This window comes from Arthrobacter sp. MW3 TE3886, assembly GCF_041262145.1.
In the GTDB taxonomy this organism is placed as follows: Bacteria; Actinomycetota; Actinomycetes; order Actinomycetales; family Micrococcaceae; genus Arthrobacter.
Genome location: NZ_JBGCAN010000001.1, coordinates 3,913,620 through 3,933,419, shown reverse-complemented (window position 1 = coordinate 3,933,419; position 19,800 = coordinate 3,913,620). Strand labels below are relative to the sequence as shown.

Below are 19,800 nucleotides of genomic sequence, written 5' to 3'. Positions count from 1 at the left end.
GGCCTCATGGTCGGCGCAGTCGTGTCGTGAAACTAGTACCGATTCCGATTATGTTCCTCACCCTCCGCGGCGGTCAATCGGCACAGGAACTTTGGCGTCCGCGGTGTCTGGTGCAGACACTGATGGCGATTGCCCCGGATCCGGGTACGTTGAAGCATGACCATCCTGCTTGTTGGCGGCGGCCCTGACACCGTGACCGTTCCTGCCGTCTTCGACCGGTTCGTCAAGGAACTCCGGCGCCGGGCCCCCGGCAGGATTTCCCGCGTCGCTGTGGTTCTCTTTGACCATGAGGGCAGCTCGGAATATTTCCTGCCTGCCTATGTGGAGCCGCTGGAGTCCCGGAGAGCCTGCGAGGTCGTACCGGTCCTCCTCGGCTTCAACCGGGGCGCGGACCCCGCCGCGTTCGACGACGTCGACGGCATCATCGTCGGGGGCGGGCCGACGCCGGGCTATCTGGAAGGCCTGCTGCCGTCCGCGCAGCCTATCCGCAGTCTGGTCTCTGACGGTGTGCCGTATATGGGATTCTCAGCCGGCGCGATGGTGGCGCCCGTACGGGCGATCGTGGGCGGCTACCGAATCCGCGGCACCGAGGTCTGCCCAGCGGATTGGTCGGAGGGTCTGGATGAAGTGGAGATCCGCGACGGGCTGGGCCTGGTGCCCTTCGCCGTCGACGTGCACGCCGCGCAGGCGGGGACCCTCGGCCGGGCCGTTGGGGCGGTGGCAAAAGGCCTCGTGGACCGCGCGGTCGCCGTGGATGAGAACACCGCCCTGGTCCTGCACCAGGCGGACCTGGAGGAGCTGGACGTGATCGGCACCGGGAACTGCTGGACGATTCGCGGCGCCGGCGCCAAAGCCACCGTCTCGGTTCTGTCAGCGCACAGCTAGGTTCCGGCACCACCCCTTGGCACGCTTGTTACTCGCGGGTAACATGTGATTCATGCATCTCCTGTTCCGGACCCTCCTGCTGCTGTTCACGTCCTCACGCCGCCCACCGCTGAGCATCTGGGACAGCTCCTCGCTGCCGCTGCGGGTACTGCCCACGGACATCGACATCGCCATGCACGTCAACAACGGCATGTACTTCTCGCTCATGGACCTCGGGCGCTTCGACCTCATGGCCCGCAGCGGCACCTGGAAAAAGATGCGCCGCCGGGGCTGGACCCCGGTCGCGGCGGGGGAGACCATCGCGTTCCGCCGTTCGCTGCAGCTCTGGCAGCAGTACACGATCGAATCCCGGATCATCGGCCTGGACTCGAAAGCCATCTACTTCGAGCAGCGGATGGTGGTGGACGGCGAAGTTTACGCACGCGCCTATATCGCCACCCGGCTTCTGAGCAAGGGCAAGCCCGTCAGCCAGGAGGAAATCATCCGCGAGTTCGGTGCCCCGCCGGCGGATCTGGAGCTGCCCGAGTGGATCCACGAATGGCGCGAAACCAACGCCCTGCCCGGCGCCAGGCGTCCGGCCCCGCACGCCTGGGCGTGACCTGCGGCCGCCCCCGCCCGGATGTGCCAACAGCGAAATGCCGGGGACAATCCACGGCTGCTCCCGTACCGTTGACTCATGGCTACCGTAGACATCACAGGTGAACAGTTCGCATCGACAGTCGAGGATAACGACATTGTCCTCGTCGATTTCTGGGCCGAATGGTGCGGCCCGTGCAAGCAGTTCGGCCCCACGTACTCGGCGATCTCCGAGAAGCACCCGGACGTCGTCTTCTCCAAGGTCGACACCGAAGCCGAGCAGCAGCTCGCCGCCGAGGCCGGCATCACGTCGATTCCCACGCTGATGGCCTTCCGCGAAAAGGTCCTGGTGTTCTCGCAGCCTGGCGCCCTGAACGCGCAGCAGCTCGAGCAGGTGGTCGACGCCGTCAAGGCCCTGGACATGGAAGAAGTCCACGCCCACGTGGCCCGGTCCCAGGCCGAGGCCGCCGCAGCCGCGGCCAAGCAGGACGGCACCCAGATCCCGGAGGCCTGAACCTCCACGGCTTAATTCCACGGCTTTAAAGCAACGCGGGGTCACTCCGCGCCCATAAATCCCTCAGGGATGGGCGCGGAGTGACCCCGCGTTGTGGTTGGAAGGGCCGGTTAGAGCTTTTCCAGCTTGACCGGCTCGGCCAGCAGTGCGCTGAGGGATTCGTTCAGGTCCTGGACGGCCGTGCCCTTGGAGTGCTTATCCAGATCCGCCTGGCTGGCCCACCGCTCGGTCAGGACGAGCTTGTCCTCGCTGGCCTCGGTGAGCTCGTAGCGGATGCAGCCGGGCTCGTTGACCACCTCGTCAATCGCGATGTCCAGGGCGAGCTTCACGCGGAAGAATTCGCCGTCGTTGGGGATGAAAATGGCCTGAAGGTCAACGGGTGCACTCATGGCAATCACCCTACCGGGCCGCCGCGCAGGCGCAGGAACATGACCCAAGATTTCATAGGACTTCCAAGCTTTGCTCTTCTTTTGCCTCCGCACTGTTGGTAGCGTCACACCATGCTTGCTTACACAGCCGGGGACACTGACGTCCCGCTGCTCGAGGAAACCGTTGGCGCGAACTTCGAACGGATCGCGGCGCGGTTCCCGTACCACGATGCCCTGATCGAGGCGGCCGCGGTGCCCGGCGAAGAGGCCCGGCGGTGGAGCTACACCAAGCTCAACGACGACGTCGACCGCCTGGCGCGTGCGCTCCTCGCCTTGGGCGTGACGAAGGGCGAGCGGATCGGCATCTGGAGCCCCAACTGCGCCGAATGGACCATCCTGCAGTACGCCACCGCGAAGGTCGGGGCGATCCTGGTCAACGTCAACCCCGCCTACCGCAGCCATGAGCTCGAGTTCGTGGTCACGCAGAACGGCATGCGTATGCTGGTCACCGCGCCGTCGGACAGGAACAGCGACTACACCGGGATGGCCCGGCAGGCGCTGTCGGCGTGCCCGGACCTGCGCGAGCTGGTCTTCCTCCCGGACGCCGGCCTGGACGGGCTGACCGCCGGCGAGCCCGGCACTGAGGCGGAGCGCACCTATGCCGAGCTGCTCAAGCGGGCCGACGACGTCGGGCACTCCGAGCTGAAGGCGCGGATGGCGGAACTGGACCCGCACGATCCCATCAATCTGCAGTACACCTCCGGCACCACGGGGTTCCCGAAGGGCGCCACGCTGACGCACCACAACATCCTTAACAACGGCTTTTCGATCGGCGAGCAGCTGGGCTACACGGAACACGACCGCGTGGTGATCCCGGTGCCCTTCTATCACTGCTTCGGCATGGTGATCGGGAACCTCGCGGCGCTCAGCCACGGGGCTGCCACCATCATCCCCGGCCGGTCGTTCTCGCCGGCCGCGGCGCTGGAGGCTGTGCAGGACTTCGGCGGAACCTCGCTGTACGGCGTGCCCACCATGTTCATCGCCGAGCTCGCCCTGCCGGACTTCGCCTCCTACGATCTCTCGACACTGCGCACGGGCGTCATGGCCGGCTCGCTGTGTCCCATCGAGGTGATGAACCGGGTCATCACGGAAATGAACATGAAAGACGTCGCGATTTGCTACGGCATGACGGAGACCTCGCCGGTGTCCACGATGACCCGGAGCGTGGACACCATGGCCCAGCGCACCGAGACCGTGGGCCGGACCATGCCGAACCTGGAGAGCCGGGTCGTGGATCCGGTCACGGGCGAGGTGCTGGAGCGCGGCGGGATCGGCGAACTCTGCACGCGCGGCTACGCCGTGATGCGCGGGTACTGGAACCAGCCGGACAAGACAGCCGAGGCGATCGACGCCGACGCCTGGATGCACACCGGGGACCTCGCCCGGATGGACGCGGACGGGTACATCGTGATCGAGGGCCGGATCAAGGACATGGTGATCCGCGGCGGTGAGAACGTCTATCCGCGCGAAATCGAGGAATTCCTCTACACCCACCCGGACATCCAGGACGTCCAGGTGATCGGTGTCCCGGATGCCAAGTACGGCGAGGAACTGATGGCCTGCGTCATTTTGAAACCCGGGGCCGCGCCGATGGACGCCGCCAGCCTGGCCGAGTTCTGCCGCGGCAAGCTGGCGCACTACAAGATTCCGCGCTACGTCGACGTCCGGGAGAGCTTCCCGATGACCGTCTCCGGCAAGATCCGCAAGGTGGACATGCGCCAGGAGGCCGCGGCCCGGCTGGGGCTGCAGGCCGACGCTTAACAGCAACGCGGGGTCACTTACGGCCCATCCGGAGGCTCCGGATGGGCCGTAAGTGACCCCGCGTTTTGGCGATTCCTGGGGGCCTGTGGATAACCTCAGCGCCGAGGCTGATCCGCGGTCACAATGGTGCGCATGGTCCGCATCGTGCCTCTCCCCGGAAGCCTCGTCCAGACACCGTTCACCGTGTATGAGTCACGCGCGCTGGGCGTCCGGCCCAAACGTCTGCGGGCCCAGGATTTGTCCGACGGCGGCCGCCTTATCTATCTGCCCGCCGGCCGGCACCTTGAGATCGCCGAACGGGCCCGGGTCCTCGCCGCCGCCACCCCTGGCGCCTGGGTTTCCCACGAAACCGCGGCAGTGCTGACCAGCCTCGGACTGCCGCCGTGGATGGGCGAGTGCCCGACCATCCACCTCAGCAAGCCCCATGAACTGCCCAGGGTCCGCCGGGCCGGGGTCACGGGCCACCGCGTGCGGTGCATCCCCGGCGAGCTGACCGGGGTCGACGGCATCCCGGTCACCGCACCACCCCGGACCTGGCTGGATCTGGCGGCGGTACTGCCGCTCAACTACCTCATTGCCTTGGGCGACCAGCTCATCCGGCAGCCCCGGCCCAGCCTCGAGCTGAGGTCGGAACCTTACGCCTACAAGGACGGCCTGCGGCTGCTGATCCGCCAGCATCCCAACATGAAGGGCGTCGAGAAGGCCCGGCTGGCCCTGGAGGAGATGCGGGTGGGGGCAGACTCCTTCCCGGAGACCTTCCTGCGGCTGGCGTTGCTGGAGGCGCGTCTGCCGGAACCGGAGCTGCAACTGCGGCTTGATCCGGATGACCGGCGCTCGCCGGCTGCAGATTTGGGTTACCGGAGATTCCGGCTCGCCGTCCAGTACGACGGCGCTCCTCACCTCACCCGGGAACAGCAGTCGAAGGATAATCGTCGCGACGAGGCCTTCCGCAGCGCGGGTTGGGCGTACTTCAAAGCCAACGCCGATGACCTCGCAGAGGGTTTCGAGTCCATGATCGCCAGGATCAAGCGGTCGCGAATCCGCCCGGTCTGAGACAACGCGGAGTCACTTAGCGCCCATGAAAGCGCGGCGGATAGGCCGTAAGTGACCCCGCGTTGCTTTCAGTGGCCGCGGTGGTCCTGGATGGTCATGCGCGGGCCGAAGGTCGGTTTCCGGAAGCCGCTCAGCCCGAGCATCCTGACCACCCGCTGCCGGTGCCCCGCCCAGGGGGCCAGCAGCCTGAGCATGCCGGCGTCGTCCGTCCTGCGGCCGGTCAGGGCGGCGCCGACGTAGGCCGCAAGGTGGTAGTCGCCCACCGAAATCGAGTCCGGGCAGCCGTGCGTGCGCTGCACCACCTCCGCCGCCGTCCACACCCCGATTCCGGGCAGGGTCTGCAGCTTGGCCGCCGCCTCCGCGGCGGGAAGGGCGGCGAGCCGTTCCAGCGCGACGGCGGAACGCAGCGCCCGCATGACGGTGCCCGAACGCTGCGGGCCCACGCCGGCCTTGTGCCATTCCCAGGACGGGATGTCCAGCCACTGCGCTGCCGTCGGCTGGACCAGGAGATTGGCGGGCGCGACGGTGCCGGCACCCGGAGCCGCCGTCCCGAAGCGGTACATCAGGTAGCGGTACCCGCGGCGGGCCTCGATGACGGTGACCTTCTGCTCGAGGATGGTCGGCACCAGTGAGTCGATCATCCGCCCGGTTGCAGGCAGTCGGATCGCGAGGTTCCGGCGTCGGGCTTCAACCACCATGCGCGGGAGGGTGGCGTGGAATGCGGGCTCGTCGAAGCCGGACCAGTCGTCCTCGTTCCCGAGCATGCGCGGGACGGAATCGACGGCGTCCCCCGCTCCGGGCCCCCAGGCCTGCGCGTCCACGGCAGGGTCCGCCCGCGTCCCGGCCGTTGCCAGGCGCAGGGTGGCCGGACCGTGCGGCGTCGTGAACGCGAACCAGATCCCGTCCGGGGCGGTGCGGATGGACGGGTCGCCGTGGCCGCGCAGCAGCGTGCCGATGGTTTGCATCAAGTCGAACGGGCCGCCCGGGTGCCACCGCAATGAGGCGTCCGCCGCGGAGGCAAGGCCTGCGGGGGCGTCTGCAAGGCTCATTCGAATATGTTCCCACGGCCCGCTGACAGCGGCGGCATCCGCGGCAAGGACGCCCGGGCCGTAGGGCCCTTAACCTCCGGCGCTGCCGGGGCTAAAATCCGGCTGTGGCGTGGTGTGTCCGCGCCCGCCTCTTGGCCCCGAATCCTTGTTCTTAGGAGAGTGTGATGGCTGGTGGAGTGGTGCATTTCGAAATCCCCGCAGACGACGAGGGCCGCGCTCGGGAGTTCTACAGTTCGGCGTTCGGCTGGGAGCTAAGCCAGGTGCCGGAGATGAGCTACGCCATGATCAAGACGACGCCGACGGATGCCAGCGGCATGCCCTCCGTACCGGGCTCCATCAACGGCGGCATGTTCCGCCGCGAAGGCGACCTCACATCCCCCGTGGTCACGGTGGACGTCGATGACATTGACGCGGCGTTGGAGAAGATCAAGTCCCTGGGCGGCAGCACCGTCTTGCCGCGGGAGGCGATTGGCACCATGGGCTGGGCCGCCTACTTCCGGGACACCGAAGGCAATGTGGTCGGTCTCTGGCAGAGTGCCCCGCGTGAGGGCGGCGCCGGGGCAGCGAACGCCGGGAACGACATCGGCGCCTGATGCGGCCGCGGGCACGCCGGGCAGCCGGGCCTCGGTACGTCCACCTCACTGCATCCCGGTGGTGAGCCACAGCGCCACGACCGCCAAGGGGACGGTGAGGACGACGGCGGCCACACCGGCCAGGGCGAAGCCTCCCCAGCGGATCTCGACGTTCAGGGAGCGGAGCCGTTCGTGCCACAGCAGCGTGGCCAGGGACGCCCACGGGGTCACCAGCGGGCCAAGGTTCACGCCGATCAGCAGGGCCGCCAGCCGGGCCGGGGAGCCGCCCACGGGTTCCAGGGCCAGATAGGCGGGGAGGTTGTTGACCGCGTTGGCTGCCCCGGTGCCCAGGCCGGCGAGCTGCAGGAGCGCCGGCAGGCTCTGGCCCGTGCCGGCAATCCCGGTCAGGAACTGGGTGAGCCCGTTGGCGTGCAGGGTCTCCACCACCATGAACAGCCCGGACGTGAGCATCAGCGGACGCCACGGAATCATGGACCAGCGCAGGACGGAGCGCCGCCGCCAGAGGAAAAGCAGGAGCAGGGCCGCAGCCGCCGCGAGCGCCGGGATCTGCACCGGCACCCCGGACACAAGCGCCGGCAGCAGGACCACCATGACCCCCGATGCCGCGTACAGCAGCACCCGGTCCCGGACCTTATGGACGGGCTGGGGGCCGTACTTGCCGCGCAGGTCCTTCCGGAATGCCAGCCACAGGAGCACCAGCGGCACGAGGATGCCCACCAGGGCCGGGGCCCACACGAGCGAAGCGAACGCGGCGGGGCTGAGGTTGAGCCGCTCCTGCGCGAGCAGGTTGGTCAGGTTGGAGACCGGCAGCAGCAGCGAGGCTGTGTTCGCCAGCCACACCGTGGACAGCGCGAACGGCAGCGGCGGAATGCGGGCGTGAATGGCCAGCAGCACGACGACGGGAGTCACCAGCACCGCCGTCGTATCCAGCGACAGGAACACCGTGGAAACGGTGGCGAGGGCGATCGCGAGGAACCACAGCAAGAGGACCCGGCCGCGGCCCAGGGCGGCCAGCCGCTCCGTGACGACGCGGAAGAGCCCGGCCTCATCCACCAGCTCGGTGACAAGGGACATCGCGACCACGAACGCCAGTATCGGCACGGTGCGTGCTGCCAGGGCCTGGAAGGCGGGGACCGGCAGCAGCCCGGACGCCAGCGCCGCGCACCCGGCCAGCAGCATGCCCGCGGGCAGCGCATAGCTCCTGAACTTCTTCAGCCGGGCGATCCTCTTCACCGCCATATCCTCGCACCTGCCGGGACCGCGGCCGCGCCGACGTGCCCGCCGCGCCGGAGACGGTAACTTTGTACCTATGAAGTACGCCCAGTCCGTCCTGGACCTCATTGGCCATACGCCGCTCGTCAAACTCAACCACGTGACCGATGGCATCGCAGCCACGGTCCTGGTGAAGCTCGAATACCTGAACCCCGGCGGTTCGATCAAGGACCGCATTGCGGTCAAGATGATCGAGGAGGCCGAACGAACGGGCCAGCTCCTGCCCGGCGGCACGATCGTGGAGCCCACCTCGGGCAACACCGGCGTCGGTTTGGCGCTCGTGGCGCAGCAGAAGGGCTACCGCTGCATCTTCGTCGTGCCGGACAAGGTCGGCGAGGACAAGAGGGCCGTGCTCCAGGCCTACGGCGCGGAAGTGGTGGTCACGCCCACCGCCGTCCCGCCGGACAGCCCGCAAAGCTACTATGGCGTCTCCGACCGGCTCGTGACCGAAATCCCGGGGGCCTACAAGCCGGACCAGTTCTCCAACCCCGCCGCCCCGGCCAGCCACTACGAAACCACCGGCCCTGAGATCTGGCACGACACCGACGGCCGCATCACGCACTGCGTGATCGGCGCCGGGACCGGCGGCACGATCACCGGCACCGGCCGGTACCTCAAGGAAGTCTCCGCCGCGCGGACCGGGGCCGAGGGCGGCGTCGTGAAGATCATCGGCGCGGATCCCGCCGGCTCGGTGTACTCCGGCGGCACGGGCCGCCCGTACTTTGTCGAGGGCGTCGGGGAGGACATGTGGCCGGCCAACTATGACAAGTCCGTCCCGGACGACGTCATTGCCGTCAGCGATGCTGACTCCTTCGCCATGACGCGCCGGCTGGCGCGCGAGGAAGGCCTGCTGGTGGGCGGGTCCTCGGGCATGGCCGTCGTGGCCGCCATGGAGGTCGCCAAGGACCTGCCGGCCGACGCCGTCGTCGTGGTCATCCTGCCGGACTCCGGCCGCGGCTACCTGGCGAAGATCTTCAACGATCAGTGGATGCGCTCCTACGGCTTCCTGGCCGGCGGGGACGAGGCGTCGGTGGGCGAGATCCTCAAGGCCAAGACCGGTGAACTCCCGGACCTCGTGCACATCCACCCGAACGAGTCCGTCCGCGATGTCATCAACATCATGAACGAATACGGCGTCTCGCACATCCCCGTCCTGTCGCAGGAACCGCCCGTCGTCATGGGCGAGGTGCTGGGCGCCGTGGACGAGCGCACCCTCACGGCCAAGCTCTTCCGCGGCGAGGCCAAACTCTCGGACAAGATCTCCGAACACATGGAGGCCCGGCTCCCCGTGATCGGCTCGCTCGAATCGATCTCGACCGCCCGCGAACTCCTCTCCGATGCCGACACCCTCATGGTGACGTTTGTCGGCGCTCCGGTGGGGATCCTGACCCGCCACGACCTCCTCGCGTACCTCAGCAACTGACCAGTTCAAGGAGTCCCATGTCTGTGCCTGAAAGCCCGTCCTCGAAAAACCAGGGTTTCAACACCCGCGCCATCCACGCCGGCCAGGCGTTTGAGCCCCGCACCGGGGCGGTGGTGCCCCCCGTGCACTTCTCCTCGACCTATGCCCAGGACGGCATCGGCGGGCTGCGGGCCGGTTACGAATACGGCCGGGGCACCAACCCCACCCGTGACTCGCTGCAGGAGCAGCTGGCGGCCCTGGAAGGCGGGAGCGCCGCGTTCTCCTTTGGCTCCGGCCTGGCCGCCGAGGACTCGATGATCCGCGCCCTCACCCGCCCCGGTGACCACATTGTGCTCGGCAACGACGCCTACGGGGGCACGTACCGGCTCATCAGCCGGGTCCTGGGGGAGTGGGGCATCGGCAACACCCCGGTGGACATGTCCGACCTCGACGCCGTCGCAGCCGCCGTCGCGGCAGGCGGCGGCGCCGACGGCGGCGGCAAGACCCGCCTGGTGTGGGTGGAGACCCCGTCGAACCCGATGATGAAGATCACCGACATCGAGGCGCTCGCGAAGGTGGCGCACGACGCCGGCGCGCTCCTCGTGGTGGACAACACCTTTGCCTCCCCGTACCTGCAGACCCCGCTCGCCCTCGGCGCCGATGTGGTGGTGCATTCCACCACGAAGTACATCGGCGGGCACTCCGACGTCGTCGGCGGCGCGATCGTGGTCAACGACCCGGAACTGGCGGAGAAGATCGGCTTCGTCCAGTTCGCCGTCGGCGCCGTGTCCGGGCCGATGGACGCCTTCCTCACCACCCGCGGCCTGAAGACCCTCGGGGTGCGCATGGACCGGCACAGCGACAACGCCCAGGCCGTGGCCGAATGGCTGCTGCAGCGCCCCGAGGTCGAGGCCGTGCTCTACCCGGGCCTGCCCTCCCACCCGGGCCACGAGCTGGCCAGGAAGCAGATGAAGAAGTTCGGCGGCATGATCTCCGTGCAGTTCAAGGGCGGCGAGGCCGCGGCGCGCAAGGTGGCCGAGTCGACCTCCGTGTTCACCTTGGCCGAGTCCCTGGGCGGGATCGAATCGCTCATGAACTACCCGTCCGAAATGACCCACGCCTCGGTGAAGGGCACCGAACTGGCGGTCCCGGTCAACCTGATCCGGCTCTCGTGCGGCATCGAGGACGTGGAGGACCTGATCGCCGACCTCGACGCCGCGATCTCCTCCCTGCCCGCCGGCAGCTAGCCGCACCCGCAGCTGATGCGCAGCTGACCCGGCGCCCGCCTCCTTCCGCCGGACCACCCTAGCTTTCTCTAAGAGAGTCAGCTAGGGTGGGCCGCATGGCACTTCGATCGGACTGGTCCCAGCGGACCTGCAGCATGGCCCGCGGCCTCGACATCCTGGGCGATCCCTGGAGCGTGCTCGTCCTGCGCGAGGTGTTCTTCGGCAACGGCCGCTTCGAGGCCATGAAGGCCCGGCTGGGGGCGGCCGATTCCGTGCTCACCAAGCGGCTCGCCGGGCTCGTCGCCGCCGGGCTGCTCACCCGGCGGCCCTACGACGACGGGGGCCGCACCCGCCAGGAATACGTCCTCACCGCCATGGGCGAAGACGCCCTGCCGGTGCTCAACGCCGTCGTGATCTGGGCCGAAAAGCATCTCCCGGCCCCGTCCGGGCAGGCCCACATGTTCGTCATCCACAGCGGCTGCGGGGAGAGGACCTCCTCGGCTGACACGTGCACGGCCTGCGGGGAACCGCTGACGGCCGCCAACACGAGCTGGCACAGCCTTTCCCGCACCACGGACCCCGTGCCGCTGGCCTCGGCCGGCACCGGGACCCCTGTCCAGAACGGAACCGCCGCATGAGTGCCCCCGAAACCACCCTGACCCCGGCGCCGGTCCGCCGCCGCATCCACCCGGCGTGGATCGTTGCCGCCGTCGCTTTCCTCGCGCTCGTCGGCGCGGCAGGGTTCCGGGCAGCCCCGGGTGTGCTGATGGTGCCGCTGCAGAACGAGTTCGGCTGGTCCACCACCGTGCTCTCCGCCGCGGTCAGCATCAACCTGGTGCTGTTCGGGCTCACGGCGCCGTTTGCGGCAGCGCTCATGGAACGCTTCGGCATCCGCGCCGTCACGGCCGTGGCACTGGTGCTGATCGGCGCCGGCAGCGCGCTGACCGTGCTCGTGACCCAGTCCTGGCAGATCCTGCTGACGTGGGGGCTGCTGATCGGGCTCGGCACCGGGTCCATGGCGCTGGTCTTCGCCGCGACCATCGCCAACACCTGGTTCGCCAAGAGCCGCGGCCTGGTCATCGGCATCCTCACCGCCGGCAGCGCCGCCGGACAGCTCGTGTTCCTGCCCTTCATCGCGGCCCTGGCCCAGGACCCGGGCTGGCGGCAGGCTTCGCTGCTCATCGGTGCCGGCGCGCTGGCCGTGGTGCCGCTGGTGCTGATGTTCCTGAAGAACTCCCCGGCCGAGGTTGGCGTGCTGCCCTACGGGGCGACGCCGCCGGCCGCCGACCCGAACGCCGCCAAGGAATCCAGCGGGCCCGAACCGACGGGACCGGCCGCGGGGCAGGATGCGCACGAGCCCCGCCGGAACGCCGCGGTCCGTGCCCTGCAGGTCCTCAAACGGGCCAGCAAAGTGCGTACCTTCTGGGCCCTGGTGGCCGGCTTCGCGATCTGCGGCGCGACGACCAACGGGCTGATCGGCACCCACTTCATCCCCTCCGCCCACGACCACGGCATGCCCGAAACCACCGCGGCGGGCCTGCTCGCGGTCGTCGGCCTCTTCGACATCATCGGCACCATCGCCTCCGGGTGGCTGACGGACCGCTTCAACCCCCGGATCCTGCTCGCCGTGTACTACCAGTTCCGCGGGATCGGGCTGCTGGTCCTGCCGCTGCTGCTCAGCGCCACCGTCCAGCCCAGCATGATTGTGTTCGTGGTCATCTACGGCCTGGACTGGGTCGCCACGGTCCCGCCGACCGCCGCGATCTGCCGCCAGGTGTTCGGTGCCGACGGGAGCGTCGTGTTCGGCTGGGTGTTCGCGGCCCACCAGCTCGGCGCGGCCGCCGCGGCCCTGGCGGCCGGGGCGGTCCGGGACGCCACCGGCCAGTACACGTACGCCTGGTTTGCCGCCGCTGCCATGTGCACCATCGCCGCCGTCATTAGCGCCACCATCCGCAAGGACGCCCGGAAGCCGGAGTCCGTCCCGGTTCCGGCGTAGCTGTTCTGTAGACTGACCCGACAGCGAGGGCGCGTTTGCGCCGCCCTGGACGGAACCGACCAAACGGCCAGCGTCTACATCAGCAGCCCGATGGGGGAATTCATGTCAGTGCCCGCTTCAGACCCCAGCCCGGCGCGGCACTCACCCGACGTGCACCTGTTACGGCTCTCCGTCATCCTGGCCATCGCCGCGGTGGGCTACTTCATCTGGATCTCGCTCGGAGTCTGGGGCAAGCACGGCCTGGACTTCAGCGTCTACTGGTACGGCGGCAAAAATCCTCAACGACGCCGGCGCGGCACCCTCAGCCCTGTATGCGGGCAACGTGGACTGGGCCGGCGGACCGACGCTGATGTTTACCTACCCGCCGTTCGCCGCCATCCTCTTCGGCCTTTTGGCCCGGCTCCCCCTGGTGGCGGCGCTGACCCTGTTCAACGCCGCCGGCGCCGGCGTTGCGGTCCTGGCCGCGGTCCGTGCGGTCCGGTACTGGAACGGGAAAGCCTCCTGGCGCGACACCTTCCGGGCTCCGGGCAACGGCTGGGCCGCCGCCGTCCTGGTCCTGGCGGTCCTGAACCTGGGACCCTGGCGCGAGACCCTGGTGTTCGGTCAAATCAACGCCCTCCTGATGGGCCTGATCGCCGTGGACCTGCTGGCCCGCAACCGGCGCTGGGCCCGCGGTTTCCCGGGCGGCGGCTTCCTGGTGGGCGTCGCGGCCGGCATCAAGCTGACACCTCTGGTGTTCGGGCTCTACTACCTGGTCCGCAAGGACTGGCGCGGGCTGGGCAATATGGCCGCCGGCTTCGCCGCCACCGTGGTGGCCGGCTGGCTGCTCCGGCCCGCCGAATCCCTGCAGTTCTGGCTCCAGATGCTGCCGGACACCTCCCGGATGGGCGGAGCGGGCTATGTGGACAACCTGTCCATTAAGGGCGCCCTGCTGCACTTCGGGGTCCCGGAAGCGCACGTCACCGGGCCATGGCTGCTGCTGAGCCTGGCGGTTGTGGCCGTGGGTGCCGCGGTGATCAAGGCCGCCAGCGATCAGGGCGCCCGCGTCGTGGCCGTATCGGCGACTGCGCTCACCATGCTGCTGATCAGCCCGGTCTCGTGGTCCCACCACTGGGTGTGGGTCGCGGCGGTCTTTCCGGCTTTCGCCTGGACCCTGCGGGAAGCTCCGCGCCGGTACGTCGGGATGCGCTGGACCATGGGAGGCGTGCTGGGCCTGTCGATCCTCGTGTTCCTGTTCTCGCCCAAGACCATCGGCACGGCCCTCGGCGCCGAAAACCTCGACATCCAGACGCCCGGGGTGTGGATCATGGCCTCCAGCGCCGGCGTCTTCTGCGCCCTGGCCCTGCTGGTGTGCTGGCTTGTGGCCCTCCGGCGGGACCCGCTGGGCCCGGGGCCCGACCTTGCCGCCGAACCGGTTGCTGAACGCGACGTCCGGGCCGCCGTTCCCGCTTCCTCAGTCTCCTCGTAGGCGCCGCGCTTAGTAGGCAGTAAGCCGCGCTCTTAGTAGGCGCCGGCCGCCGCCGCTAGGCTGTTCGGCATGAGCTCCCCTGACGCACGTAAGACGGCCCTTGTCACCGGGGTCGGCCGCCTCGCGGGAATCGGCGCCGGCATCGCGCGCCGCCTCGCTGCGGACGGCTGGGACCTCGTGCTGACGTACTGGCAGGACTACGACGCCAGGATGCCGTGGGGAGTCCAGTCGGACGACGTCGAACGCCTCACCGCCGAGCTGCAGGCGACCGGCGCCGCCGTCGTGGCTCTGCCGGCGGATTTCCAGGACCCGGGCGCCGTGGACCGGCTGATGTCCGCCGCCGCGGCGGAGGCCGGAACCCTGCAGGGACTGGTGCTCAGCCACGCCGAATCCGTGGACTCGTCCATCCTGGACACATCCCTGGAGAGCTTCGAGCGGCACTTTGCGGTCAACACCCGGGCCAGCTGGCAGTTGATTGCCGCATTCGCCCGGCAGGCCGGTCCCGACGGCGGGGCCATCGTGGCGCTGACCAGCGACCACACCGCCTTCAGCCTGCCCTACGGGGCATCAAAGGGCGCCCTGGACCGGATCGTGATTGCCGCCGCCCGGGAGCTCGGCCCCTTGGGGATCAGCGCCAACGTCCTGAACCCGGGACCGGTGGATACCGGCTGGATGGATGAGCCGCTCCGTGACGAACTGGCCCGGCGGCACCCCGGCGGCCGGCTGGGCACACCGGCGGACGTTGCCGGCACCGTCGCGTTCCTGCTCTCGCCCGAGGGCCGCTGGATGTCCGGGCAGCTGGTCAAAGCCGACGGCGGCTTCTCCGCCTGAGCCGCTGGGACCGCGGTGACGCTCTGATTCATGGAGCGTGTGTGGTGGTGGGGCAGCGTCCCGTGGTGGCCGGATCGGGTCAGCCGGCGCTCAGCCGGGCGAGGGCTGTTGCCAGTTCCCTGGCGGCGCCCTGGAGGAGGCAGGCCGTCTCCCGTGCCCGGGCGTTGCGTCCGGACCGGAGGTCGGCATCAATGAGGTCGGCGATGAGTTCGAGCCGGCACGCACCGGCCTTGGCTGCGGACCAGGACAGGCTTTGGGCGGCGAGGCGCGCGTCCTCCCAGTCCCCGGCGGCCAAGGCCTGGTGGATCTTTTCGACCCGGTGGGGAAGCATGAGCTGGAATGTGCTGACGAAGTCGTGGAACCTCCAGGACTGGAGCGTCCCTGTGCTCTCCTGAAGTCGGTTGCGGTCCAGGACGAGTGCCGCGCTGATGCGGGCGCGGTACCGGCGGGGTCCCTGGCCAGCGGCGGAAATGTCCCGGTCGTTCACGTCTGAGCTGGCCGTGGTGTGACGTGCCGGGAGGAGCCGAAGCGTCCACGCGGCTGGCTTTGCGTTGAGACTCATGCTGTCCCCCTTTACTTGGCAGCCTGCCCGACCCGCCGGGCATTTGGCTGCCTCCGGTCCGGTGGCGATGGCACCACTGTACGAATGCCACTGTACGAATGCGCCCGAGGGGGAACACGAGTGCTGGCTACCCGAAAACCCGGCTGCCACCACTTGTTTCCCTGGCCTCATCCGTATCGCGCGCCCGGTCGAACCGGGAAACACTGCCGTGGCACGCCCCCGGGCTTAGCGGAAGGCGGGGAGACCCGTGATGTGCTGGCCCAGGATCAGGGTGTGGACCTCGTCGGTGCCTTCGTAGGTGCGGACGGATTCCAGGTTGGCGGCGTGCCGCAGCGGTGAATGGTCCAGCGTGATGCCGTTGCCGCCCAGAATGGTGCGCGCTTCCCGGGCAATGGCGAGCGCTTCCCGCACGTTGTTCAGCTTGCCGAGCGAGATCTGCTCCGGACGCAGCCTGCCGGCGTCCTTGAGCCGGCCCAGGTGCAGGGCCAGGAGCGTGCCCTTCTGGATCTCCAGGACCATGTTCACGAGTTTCTCCTGCGTCAGCTGGTACCCGGCCAGCGGCTTGCCGAACTGCAGCCGCTCCTGGGAGTAGGCCAGGGCAGCCTCGTAGGAATCCCGGGCGGCACCCATCGCACCCCACGCGATCCCGTACCGGGCCTCATTGAGGCAGGAGAACGGGCCGCGCAGCCCGCGCGCCGCCGGCAGCAGCGCCTCCGGGCCCAGCCGGACGGCGTCGAACGTGATGTCGCACTGGATGGAGGCGCGCATCGAGAGCTTCTGACCGATCGGCGTCGCGGTGACGCCCGCGGTGCCGGCAGGGACGAGGAAGCCGCGCACGCCGTCGTCGGTCATGGCCCACACCACCAGCACGCCCGCCACGGAGGCGAGCCCGATCCAGCGTTTGGCGCCGTCCAGGATCCAGCCGGCGTCATCGCCGGAGCCGTCGCGGCGGGCAAAGGTCTTCATCGAGGCAGGGTCCGAGCCGGCCGTGGGTTCGGTCAGGGCAAACGCGCCGATCAGCTCGCCGGCGGCCATCCGGGGGAGCCACTCCTGCTTTTGGTCCTCGGAACCCCACTTGTGGATGGCCGTCATGGCGAGGGAGCCCTGCACGGAGACGAACGTGCGGACGCCGGAATCGCCGGCCTCGAGTTCCATTGCCGCGAGGCCATATTCGACGGCGGAGCGGCCGGGGCAGCCGTACCCCTCCAGGTGCATGCCGAGCACGCCGAGCTCGCCAAGTTCCGGGGCGAGCTCGAGGGGGAACACTGCGTCCTCGTACCAGCCGGCGATACCCGGCCGGATCCGCTGGTTCGTGAAATCGCGGACGCGCTCGCGCACGGTGCGCTCCTCGGCGCTCAGCAGGGAATCGATGGCCAGGACATCGGAGACGTCGGAAAGGTTGGCCTCATTGCTTATGCCAGCTTCGTTGCTCATGCCAGCATCCTACGGCCGCACCTGCAGTGGCGTGCCGGCGGCGGGCTGGTGCTGGAGAAAGTAGCCCCGCGTGGACGGCGCGAAACGGCAGACGGCGGCCAGCGCCACGCCCAGCCCCAGGAGCAGCACGCCACTGATGAAGGCCCCGCCGACGCCGAAGATCTGCGTGTCACCGTAGTCCGGATCCCACATCTGCACCGCCGAGACGAAGAATGCCGCAGTCAGCATAAGAGCGCCGAGCAGGGGCATGACGCCGCGGAACCAGAAGTTCCGGGCCGAGCCGCGCAGGGTCGCGCGGAAGTACCAGACGCAGGCGAAACCGGTCAGGGCGTAGTAGAACGCGATGAACAGGCTGATCGAACTGATGGAGTCGGCGAGCAGGTTCTCGCTCAGGACGCTCATCAGGACGTAATAGGCGACGGCCCCTGCACCCATAACCTGGGTGGAATACCCCGGCGTCTGGTGGCGCGGGTGGACCTCGCCGAACCTGCGCGGCAAGGCTCCGTGCACCCCCATCGACAAGGTGCCGCGGGCCGTGGGAAGGATGGTGGTCTGGGTTGAGGACAGCACCGACGCCAGGACGGCGACGACGATCAGCCAGCCCCAGGGGCCCAGCACCACGTCCTTCATGGCGAGGAAGACATCGTCCTGGTTGGTCTCGTTGCCCAGCCCTATTCCTTCCGTGCCCACCGTGGCATACATCATCACCAGGAGGGCCACAGAGACGTAGATCGCCACGAGGACGAGCGCCGAAATGACGGCGCCGCGGCCGGGCGTGGTGGCAGGGTTCTCGGTCTCCTCGTTCACCGCCAGGCAGGTGTCCCAGCCCCAGTAGATGAACAGGGCCAGCAGGGCACCGTGCACCACCGCGCCGGGATCGGCGAACGCACCGGCGGGGTTGAACCACTCAAGGTCGAAAGCTTGGCCGGTGGCCCCGCCGGGCACCCCGCCCGCGATCCGGAAGATGATTGCCATCGCGAAGATGCCCAGCGAGAGGTACTGCACGTAGGTCAGAACCCGCTGGACATGTTCCCCGAGGCGGATGCCGCGGTAGTTCACAAGGGTCATGAACACGATGAACAGCACGCCGGTGGCGGTGACCACGAGGCTGTTCCCGGCCAGCGAACCGTCGCCGATCAGCAGCCACAGGTACTGCCCGGCGACCTGGGCGAGATTGGCCAGGACCACGACGCCGGCCAGGGCCACGCCCCACCCGCCCAGCCAGCCGGCCCAGGGACCGAACGCCCGGCGGGCCCAGATGAAGGTGGTCCCGCAGTCCGGCATGGCGCTGTTGAGCTCACGGAAGGCGAAGGCGATGAAGAGCACGGGCACGAAGCCCAGCAGCAGGATCAACGGAGTGTAGTTGCCGCTCACAGCCACGATCAGTCCCAAGGTCGCCGCGAGCGAATAGACCGGCGCGGTGGAGGCCAGCCCCAACATGACGGAGTCTCCGAGATCCAGGATCCCGGCGCGCAGTCCCTTGGCGGGAACTGCCGCCTGACCCGCGGGACCGCCGGCCGTCGTCGTGGTTCCGGTGCTCATAGGGCAATACCTGCCTTGCTGGAGTGGGCCTGGTTCGAGGGCGGGGCGGGCGCGTCAATCGTGTTGGGCACGAAGCGGCAGAAGTAGTCGGTGATGGGCCCGTCCGATTCGCGGATGCCGCAGCCGACCGATTCGCCGTCGACCACCCAGAGGCCGAGCACCGGGCGGTTGCCGTCGAAATCGGGAAGAGCGTGGAACTGCTGGTAACACCAGCCTTCCCGGCCATAGCCGCCGGGCTGTTCGAGGTCGATGCCGGCGGCGTGGATCCTGATGTTGTCCCCTTCGCGGCCGTGCAGCGGCTTGGCCACCCACTCCTTGAGCGGCCCGGGGCCGTCAAGATAGGCCGGAAGCAGGTTGGGGTGGTCCGGGTAGAGGTGCCAGAGCGCCGCGAGCAGGGCCTTGTTGGACAGAAGCATCTTCCAGACCGGCTCCACCCAGCGCGGATTGTGGGCGCGCTGGAGCAGCCGCTGCCCGAACGGCTCCTTCATCATCAGTTCCCAGGGGTAGAGCTTGAACATGGTGCTGATCATGAAGTTGTCCAGGTCCACGAAACGGTTAAGGTTCGGATCCCAGCCGATGTCGGACATATTGATCCCGATGGTGGTCCAGCCGGCCTGGCTCGCGACGTCCCGCATGTAGGCCGCCGTCATCCAGTCCTCGCCGGATTCTTCCGCCTCGGAGTGGGCGACGTGGAGCGTGCTCATGCCGGTGCGGTACTGCAGCCTCTTCCACTGCCGGATGAGGGCTTCATGGATGCCGTTCCACTGGTCCTTATCGGGAAAGACGTCCTGCAGCCAGAACCACTGGGCGACGGCAGCCTCAATGAGTCCTGTAGGGGTGTCCGCGTTGTACTCCAGCAACTTGGCCGGGCCGCCCCGGCCGTCGTAGACGAAGTCGAAGCGGCCGTAGACGTCCACATCGCCGGCCTGCAGCGATGCGGCCGCCAGTTCCAGTGCCTGCGGCCCGATCCCGATGTTGCCCATGGCGCCGGTGGCGAGGAACTTCGCGGCCTCGAGGCACATGCGGTGCATGTCCTCCGCGGCCTGTTCGAGGGTCTCCACTTCGTCCATGGTGAATTCGTAGTAGGCGCTTTCGTGCCAGTACTCGACGTTCGTGCCGTCGGGCAGGGCCGTGGTGGAGAAAAGCAGGCCCTGTGCTTCAATCCGCTCTTTCCAGTCCGGCCGCGGCGCGGATCCCAGTCGTTTCAT

At 68.6% G+C, this 19,800-nt stretch carries 19 protein-coding genes; 12 read left to right on the top strand and 7 right to left on the bottom strand.

Features of this window, described 5'->3' with window-relative positions; translation table 11 throughout:
- Positions 1 to 156 precede the first annotated feature (156 nt).
- The 3 genes from ABH915_RS17890 (at position 157) to trxA (ending at position 1,975) form a co-directional block, all read left to right on the top strand.
- Entirely contained in the window at positions 157 to 885 is a 729-nt protein-coding gene (locus tag ABH915_RS17890; protein ID WP_370123844.1) for a Type 1 glutamine amidotransferase-like domain-containing protein, read from the top strand.
- A gap of 52 nt (positions 886 to 937) precedes the next feature.
- Positions 938 to 1,483 (top strand): acyl-CoA thioesterase, encoded by a 546-nt coding sequence (locus ABH915_RS17885; RefSeq protein WP_370123841.1) that lies wholly within the window; start codon positions 938 to 940, stop codon positions 1,481 to 1,483.
- A 78-nt stretch (positions 1,484 to 1,561) separates the two neighbouring features.
- A complete protein-coding gene (gene trxA, locus ABH915_RS17880) occupies positions 1,562 to 1,975 on the top strand; it encodes a thioredoxin (protein ID WP_018773584.1) in 414 nt (137 codons plus the stop codon).
- A 110-nt stretch (positions 1,976 to 2,085) separates the two neighbouring features.
- On the opposite strand, the gene ABH915_RS17875 is transcribed toward trxA, so the two are convergent.
- Positions 2,086 to 2,364, bottom strand: a complete 279-nt coding sequence (locus ABH915_RS17875) for a putative quinol monooxygenase (protein ID WP_018773585.1) — start codon at positions 2,362 to 2,364, stop codon at positions 2,086 to 2,088.
- 111 nt (positions 2,365 to 2,475) lie between these two features.
- Between ABH915_RS17875 and ABH915_RS17870 the strand changes: the two genes are divergently transcribed.
- Together ABH915_RS17870 and ABH915_RS17865 are read left to right on the top strand one after the other, a co-directional pair.
- A complete protein-coding gene (locus ABH915_RS17870; RefSeq protein ID WP_370123836.1) occupies positions 2,476 to 4,164 on the top strand; it encodes an AMP-binding protein in 1,689 nt (562 codons plus the stop codon).
- Positions 4,165 to 4,296: 132 nt separating this feature from the next.
- Positions 4,297 to 5,217, top strand: coding sequence for a hypothetical protein (locus tag ABH915_RS17865; RefSeq protein WP_370123833.1), 921 nt, complete (start codon positions 4,297 to 4,299; stop codon positions 5,215 to 5,217).
- 68 nt (positions 5,218 to 5,285) lie between these two features.
- On the opposite strand, the gene ABH915_RS17860 is transcribed toward ABH915_RS17865, so the two are convergent.
- The gene (locus tag ABH915_RS17860; RefSeq protein ID WP_370123830.1) at positions 5,286 to 6,266 is read right to left on the bottom strand and encodes a DNA-3-methyladenine glycosylase; all 981 of its coding nucleotides are present in this window, start codon (positions 6,264 to 6,266) and stop codon (positions 5,286 to 5,288) included.
- A gap of 164 nt (positions 6,267 to 6,430) precedes the next feature.
- Between ABH915_RS17860 and ABH915_RS17855 the strand changes: the two genes are divergently transcribed.
- The gene (locus ABH915_RS17855) at positions 6,431 to 6,859 is read left to right on the top strand and encodes a VOC family protein (RefSeq protein ID WP_026537519.1); all 429 of its coding nucleotides are present in this window, start codon (positions 6,431 to 6,433) and stop codon (positions 6,857 to 6,859) included.
- 45 nt (positions 6,860 to 6,904) lie between these two features.
- Here ABH915_RS17855 and ABH915_RS17850 read toward each other — a convergent pair whose 3' ends face one another.
- The gene (locus tag ABH915_RS17850) at positions 6,905 to 8,098 is read right to left on the bottom strand and encodes an SLC13 family permease (RefSeq protein WP_370123827.1); all 1,194 of its coding nucleotides are present in this window, start codon (positions 8,096 to 8,098) and stop codon (positions 6,905 to 6,907) included.
- A 70-nt stretch (positions 8,099 to 8,168) separates the two neighbouring features.
- Between ABH915_RS17850 and ABH915_RS17845 the strand changes: the two genes are divergently transcribed.
- The 6 genes from ABH915_RS17845 to ABH915_RS17820 all read left to right on the top strand — a co-directional run bounded on the left by ABH915_RS17845 (position 8,169) and on the right by ABH915_RS17820 (position 15,054).
- Complete coding sequence (locus ABH915_RS17845) at positions 8,169 to 9,554, top strand: cystathionine beta-synthase (protein WP_370123824.1); 1,386 nt, start codon at positions 8,169 to 8,171, stop codon at positions 9,552 to 9,554.
- Between the two features lie 17 nt (positions 9,555 to 9,571).
- Complete coding sequence (locus ABH915_RS17840; protein ID WP_370123821.1) at positions 9,572 to 10,780, top strand: cystathionine gamma-synthase; 1,209 nt, start codon at positions 9,572 to 9,574, stop codon at positions 10,778 to 10,780.
- 95 nt (positions 10,781 to 10,875) lie between these two features.
- Positions 10,876 to 11,397 carry a helix-turn-helix domain-containing protein gene (locus ABH915_RS17835; RefSeq protein ID WP_026266463.1) on the top strand — a complete coding sequence of 174 codons (522 nt, stop codon included), beginning with the start codon at positions 10,876 to 10,878 and terminating at the stop codon, positions 11,395 to 11,397.
- Positions 11,394 to 12,755 (top strand): MFS transporter, encoded by a 1,362-nt coding sequence (locus ABH915_RS17830; protein WP_370123818.1) that lies wholly within the window; start codon positions 11,394 to 11,396, stop codon positions 12,753 to 12,755. Before ABH915_RS17835 ends, ABH915_RS17830 begins: the two co-directional genes overlap by 4 nt.
- Before the next feature lie 349 nt (positions 12,756 to 13,104).
- Positions 13,105 to 14,223, top strand: coding sequence for a glycosyltransferase 87 family protein (locus ABH915_RS17825; protein ID WP_370123815.1), 1,119 nt, complete (start codon positions 13,105 to 13,107; stop codon positions 14,221 to 14,223).
- Positions 14,224 to 14,292: 69 nt separating this feature from the next.
- Positions 14,293 to 15,054 (top strand): SDR family oxidoreductase, encoded by a 762-nt coding sequence (locus ABH915_RS17820; protein ID WP_370123813.1) that lies wholly within the window; start codon positions 14,293 to 14,295, stop codon positions 15,052 to 15,054.
- 79 nt (positions 15,055 to 15,133) lie between these two features.
- Here the strand turns inward: ABH915_RS17820 and ABH915_RS17815 are convergent, their stop codons facing one another.
- The 4 genes from ABH915_RS17815 to ABH915_RS17800 form a co-directional block, all read right to left on the bottom strand.
- Entirely contained in the window at positions 15,134 to 15,616 is a 483-nt protein-coding gene (locus ABH915_RS17815; RefSeq protein WP_370123810.1) for a hypothetical protein, read from the bottom strand.
- Positions 15,617 to 15,841: 225 nt separating this feature from the next.
- Positions 15,842 to 17,050 (bottom strand): acyl-CoA dehydrogenase family protein, encoded by a 1,209-nt coding sequence (locus ABH915_RS17810; protein ID WP_370123807.1) that lies wholly within the window; start codon positions 17,048 to 17,050, stop codon positions 15,842 to 15,844.
- 9 nt (positions 17,051 to 17,059) lie between these two features.
- Positions 17,060 to 18,592, bottom strand: coding sequence for an APC family permease (locus ABH915_RS17805; RefSeq protein ID WP_370123804.1), 1,533 nt, complete (start codon positions 18,590 to 18,592; stop codon positions 17,060 to 17,062).
- Positions 18,589 to 19,800: a glutathionylspermidine synthase family protein gene (locus ABH915_RS17800; protein ID WP_370123801.1), complete on the bottom strand. Its 1,212-nt coding sequence runs from the start codon at positions 19,798 to 19,800 to the stop codon at positions 18,589 to 18,591. The genes ABH915_RS17805 and ABH915_RS17800 overlap by 4 nt, the downstream gene beginning before the upstream one ends.

What these genes read in the sequence shown, in the direction of transcription:
- ABH915_RS17890 (WP_370123844.1), top strand. Translation starts at nt 157, where the DNA reads ATGACCATCCTGCTTGTTGGCGGCGGCCCTGACACCGTGACCGTTCCT.
- ABH915_RS17885 (WP_370123841.1), top strand. Translation starts at nt 938, where the DNA reads ATGCATCTCCTGTTCCGGACCCTCCTGCTGCTGTTCACGTCCTCACGC.
- trxA (WP_018773584.1), top strand. Translation starts at nt 1,562, where the DNA reads ATGGCTACCGTAGACATCACAGGTGAACAGTTCGCATCGACAGTCGAG.
- ABH915_RS17875 (WP_018773585.1), bottom strand. Translation starts at nt 2,364, where the DNA reads ATGAGTGCACCCGTTGACCTTCAGGCCATTTTCATCCCCAACGACGGC.
- ABH915_RS17870 (WP_370123836.1), top strand. Translation starts at nt 2,476, where the DNA reads ATGCTTGCTTACACAGCCGGGGACACTGACGTCCCGCTGCTCGAGGAA.
- ABH915_RS17865 (WP_370123833.1), top strand. Translation starts at nt 4,297, where the DNA reads ATGGTCCGCATCGTGCCTCTCCCCGGAAGCCTCGTCCAGACACCGTTC.
- ABH915_RS17860 (WP_370123830.1), bottom strand. Translation starts at nt 6,266, where the DNA reads ATGAGCCTTGCAGACGCCCCCGCAGGCCTTGCCTCCGCGGCGGACGCC.
- ABH915_RS17855 (WP_026537519.1), top strand. Translation starts at nt 6,431, where the DNA reads ATGGCTGGTGGAGTGGTGCATTTCGAAATCCCCGCAGACGACGAGGGC.
- ABH915_RS17850 (WP_370123827.1), bottom strand. Translation starts at nt 8,098, where the DNA reads ATGGCGGTGAAGAGGATCGCCCGGCTGAAGAAGTTCAGGAGCTATGCG.
- ABH915_RS17845 (WP_370123824.1), top strand. Translation starts at nt 8,169, where the DNA reads ATGAAGTACGCCCAGTCCGTCCTGGACCTCATTGGCCATACGCCGCTC.
- ABH915_RS17840 (WP_370123821.1), top strand. Translation starts at nt 9,572, where the DNA reads ATGTCTGTGCCTGAAAGCCCGTCCTCGAAAAACCAGGGTTTCAACACC.
- ABH915_RS17835 (WP_026266463.1), top strand. Translation starts at nt 10,876, where the DNA reads ATGGCACTTCGATCGGACTGGTCCCAGCGGACCTGCAGCATGGCCCGC.
- ABH915_RS17830 (WP_370123818.1), top strand. Translation starts at nt 11,394, where the DNA reads ATGAGTGCCCCCGAAACCACCCTGACCCCGGCGCCGGTCCGCCGCCGC.
- ABH915_RS17825 (WP_370123815.1), top strand. Translation starts at nt 13,105, where the DNA reads ATGTTTACCTACCCGCCGTTCGCCGCCATCCTCTTCGGCCTTTTGGCC.
- ABH915_RS17820 (WP_370123813.1), top strand. Translation starts at nt 14,293, where the DNA reads ATGAGCTCCCCTGACGCACGTAAGACGGCCCTTGTCACCGGGGTCGGC.
- ABH915_RS17815 (WP_370123810.1), bottom strand. Translation starts at nt 15,616, where the DNA reads ATGAGTCTCAACGCAAAGCCAGCCGCGTGGACGCTTCGGCTCCTCCCG.
- ABH915_RS17810 (WP_370123807.1), bottom strand. Translation starts at nt 17,050, where the DNA reads ATGAGCAACGAAGCTGGCATAAGCAATGAGGCCAACCTTTCCGACGTC.
- ABH915_RS17805 (WP_370123804.1), bottom strand. Translation starts at nt 18,592, where the DNA reads ATGAGCACCGGAACCACGACGACGGCCGGCGGTCCCGCGGGTCAGGCG.
- ABH915_RS17800 (WP_370123801.1), bottom strand. Translation starts at nt 19,800, where the DNA reads ATGAAACGACTGGGATCCGCGCCGCGGCCGGACTGGAAAGAGCGGATT.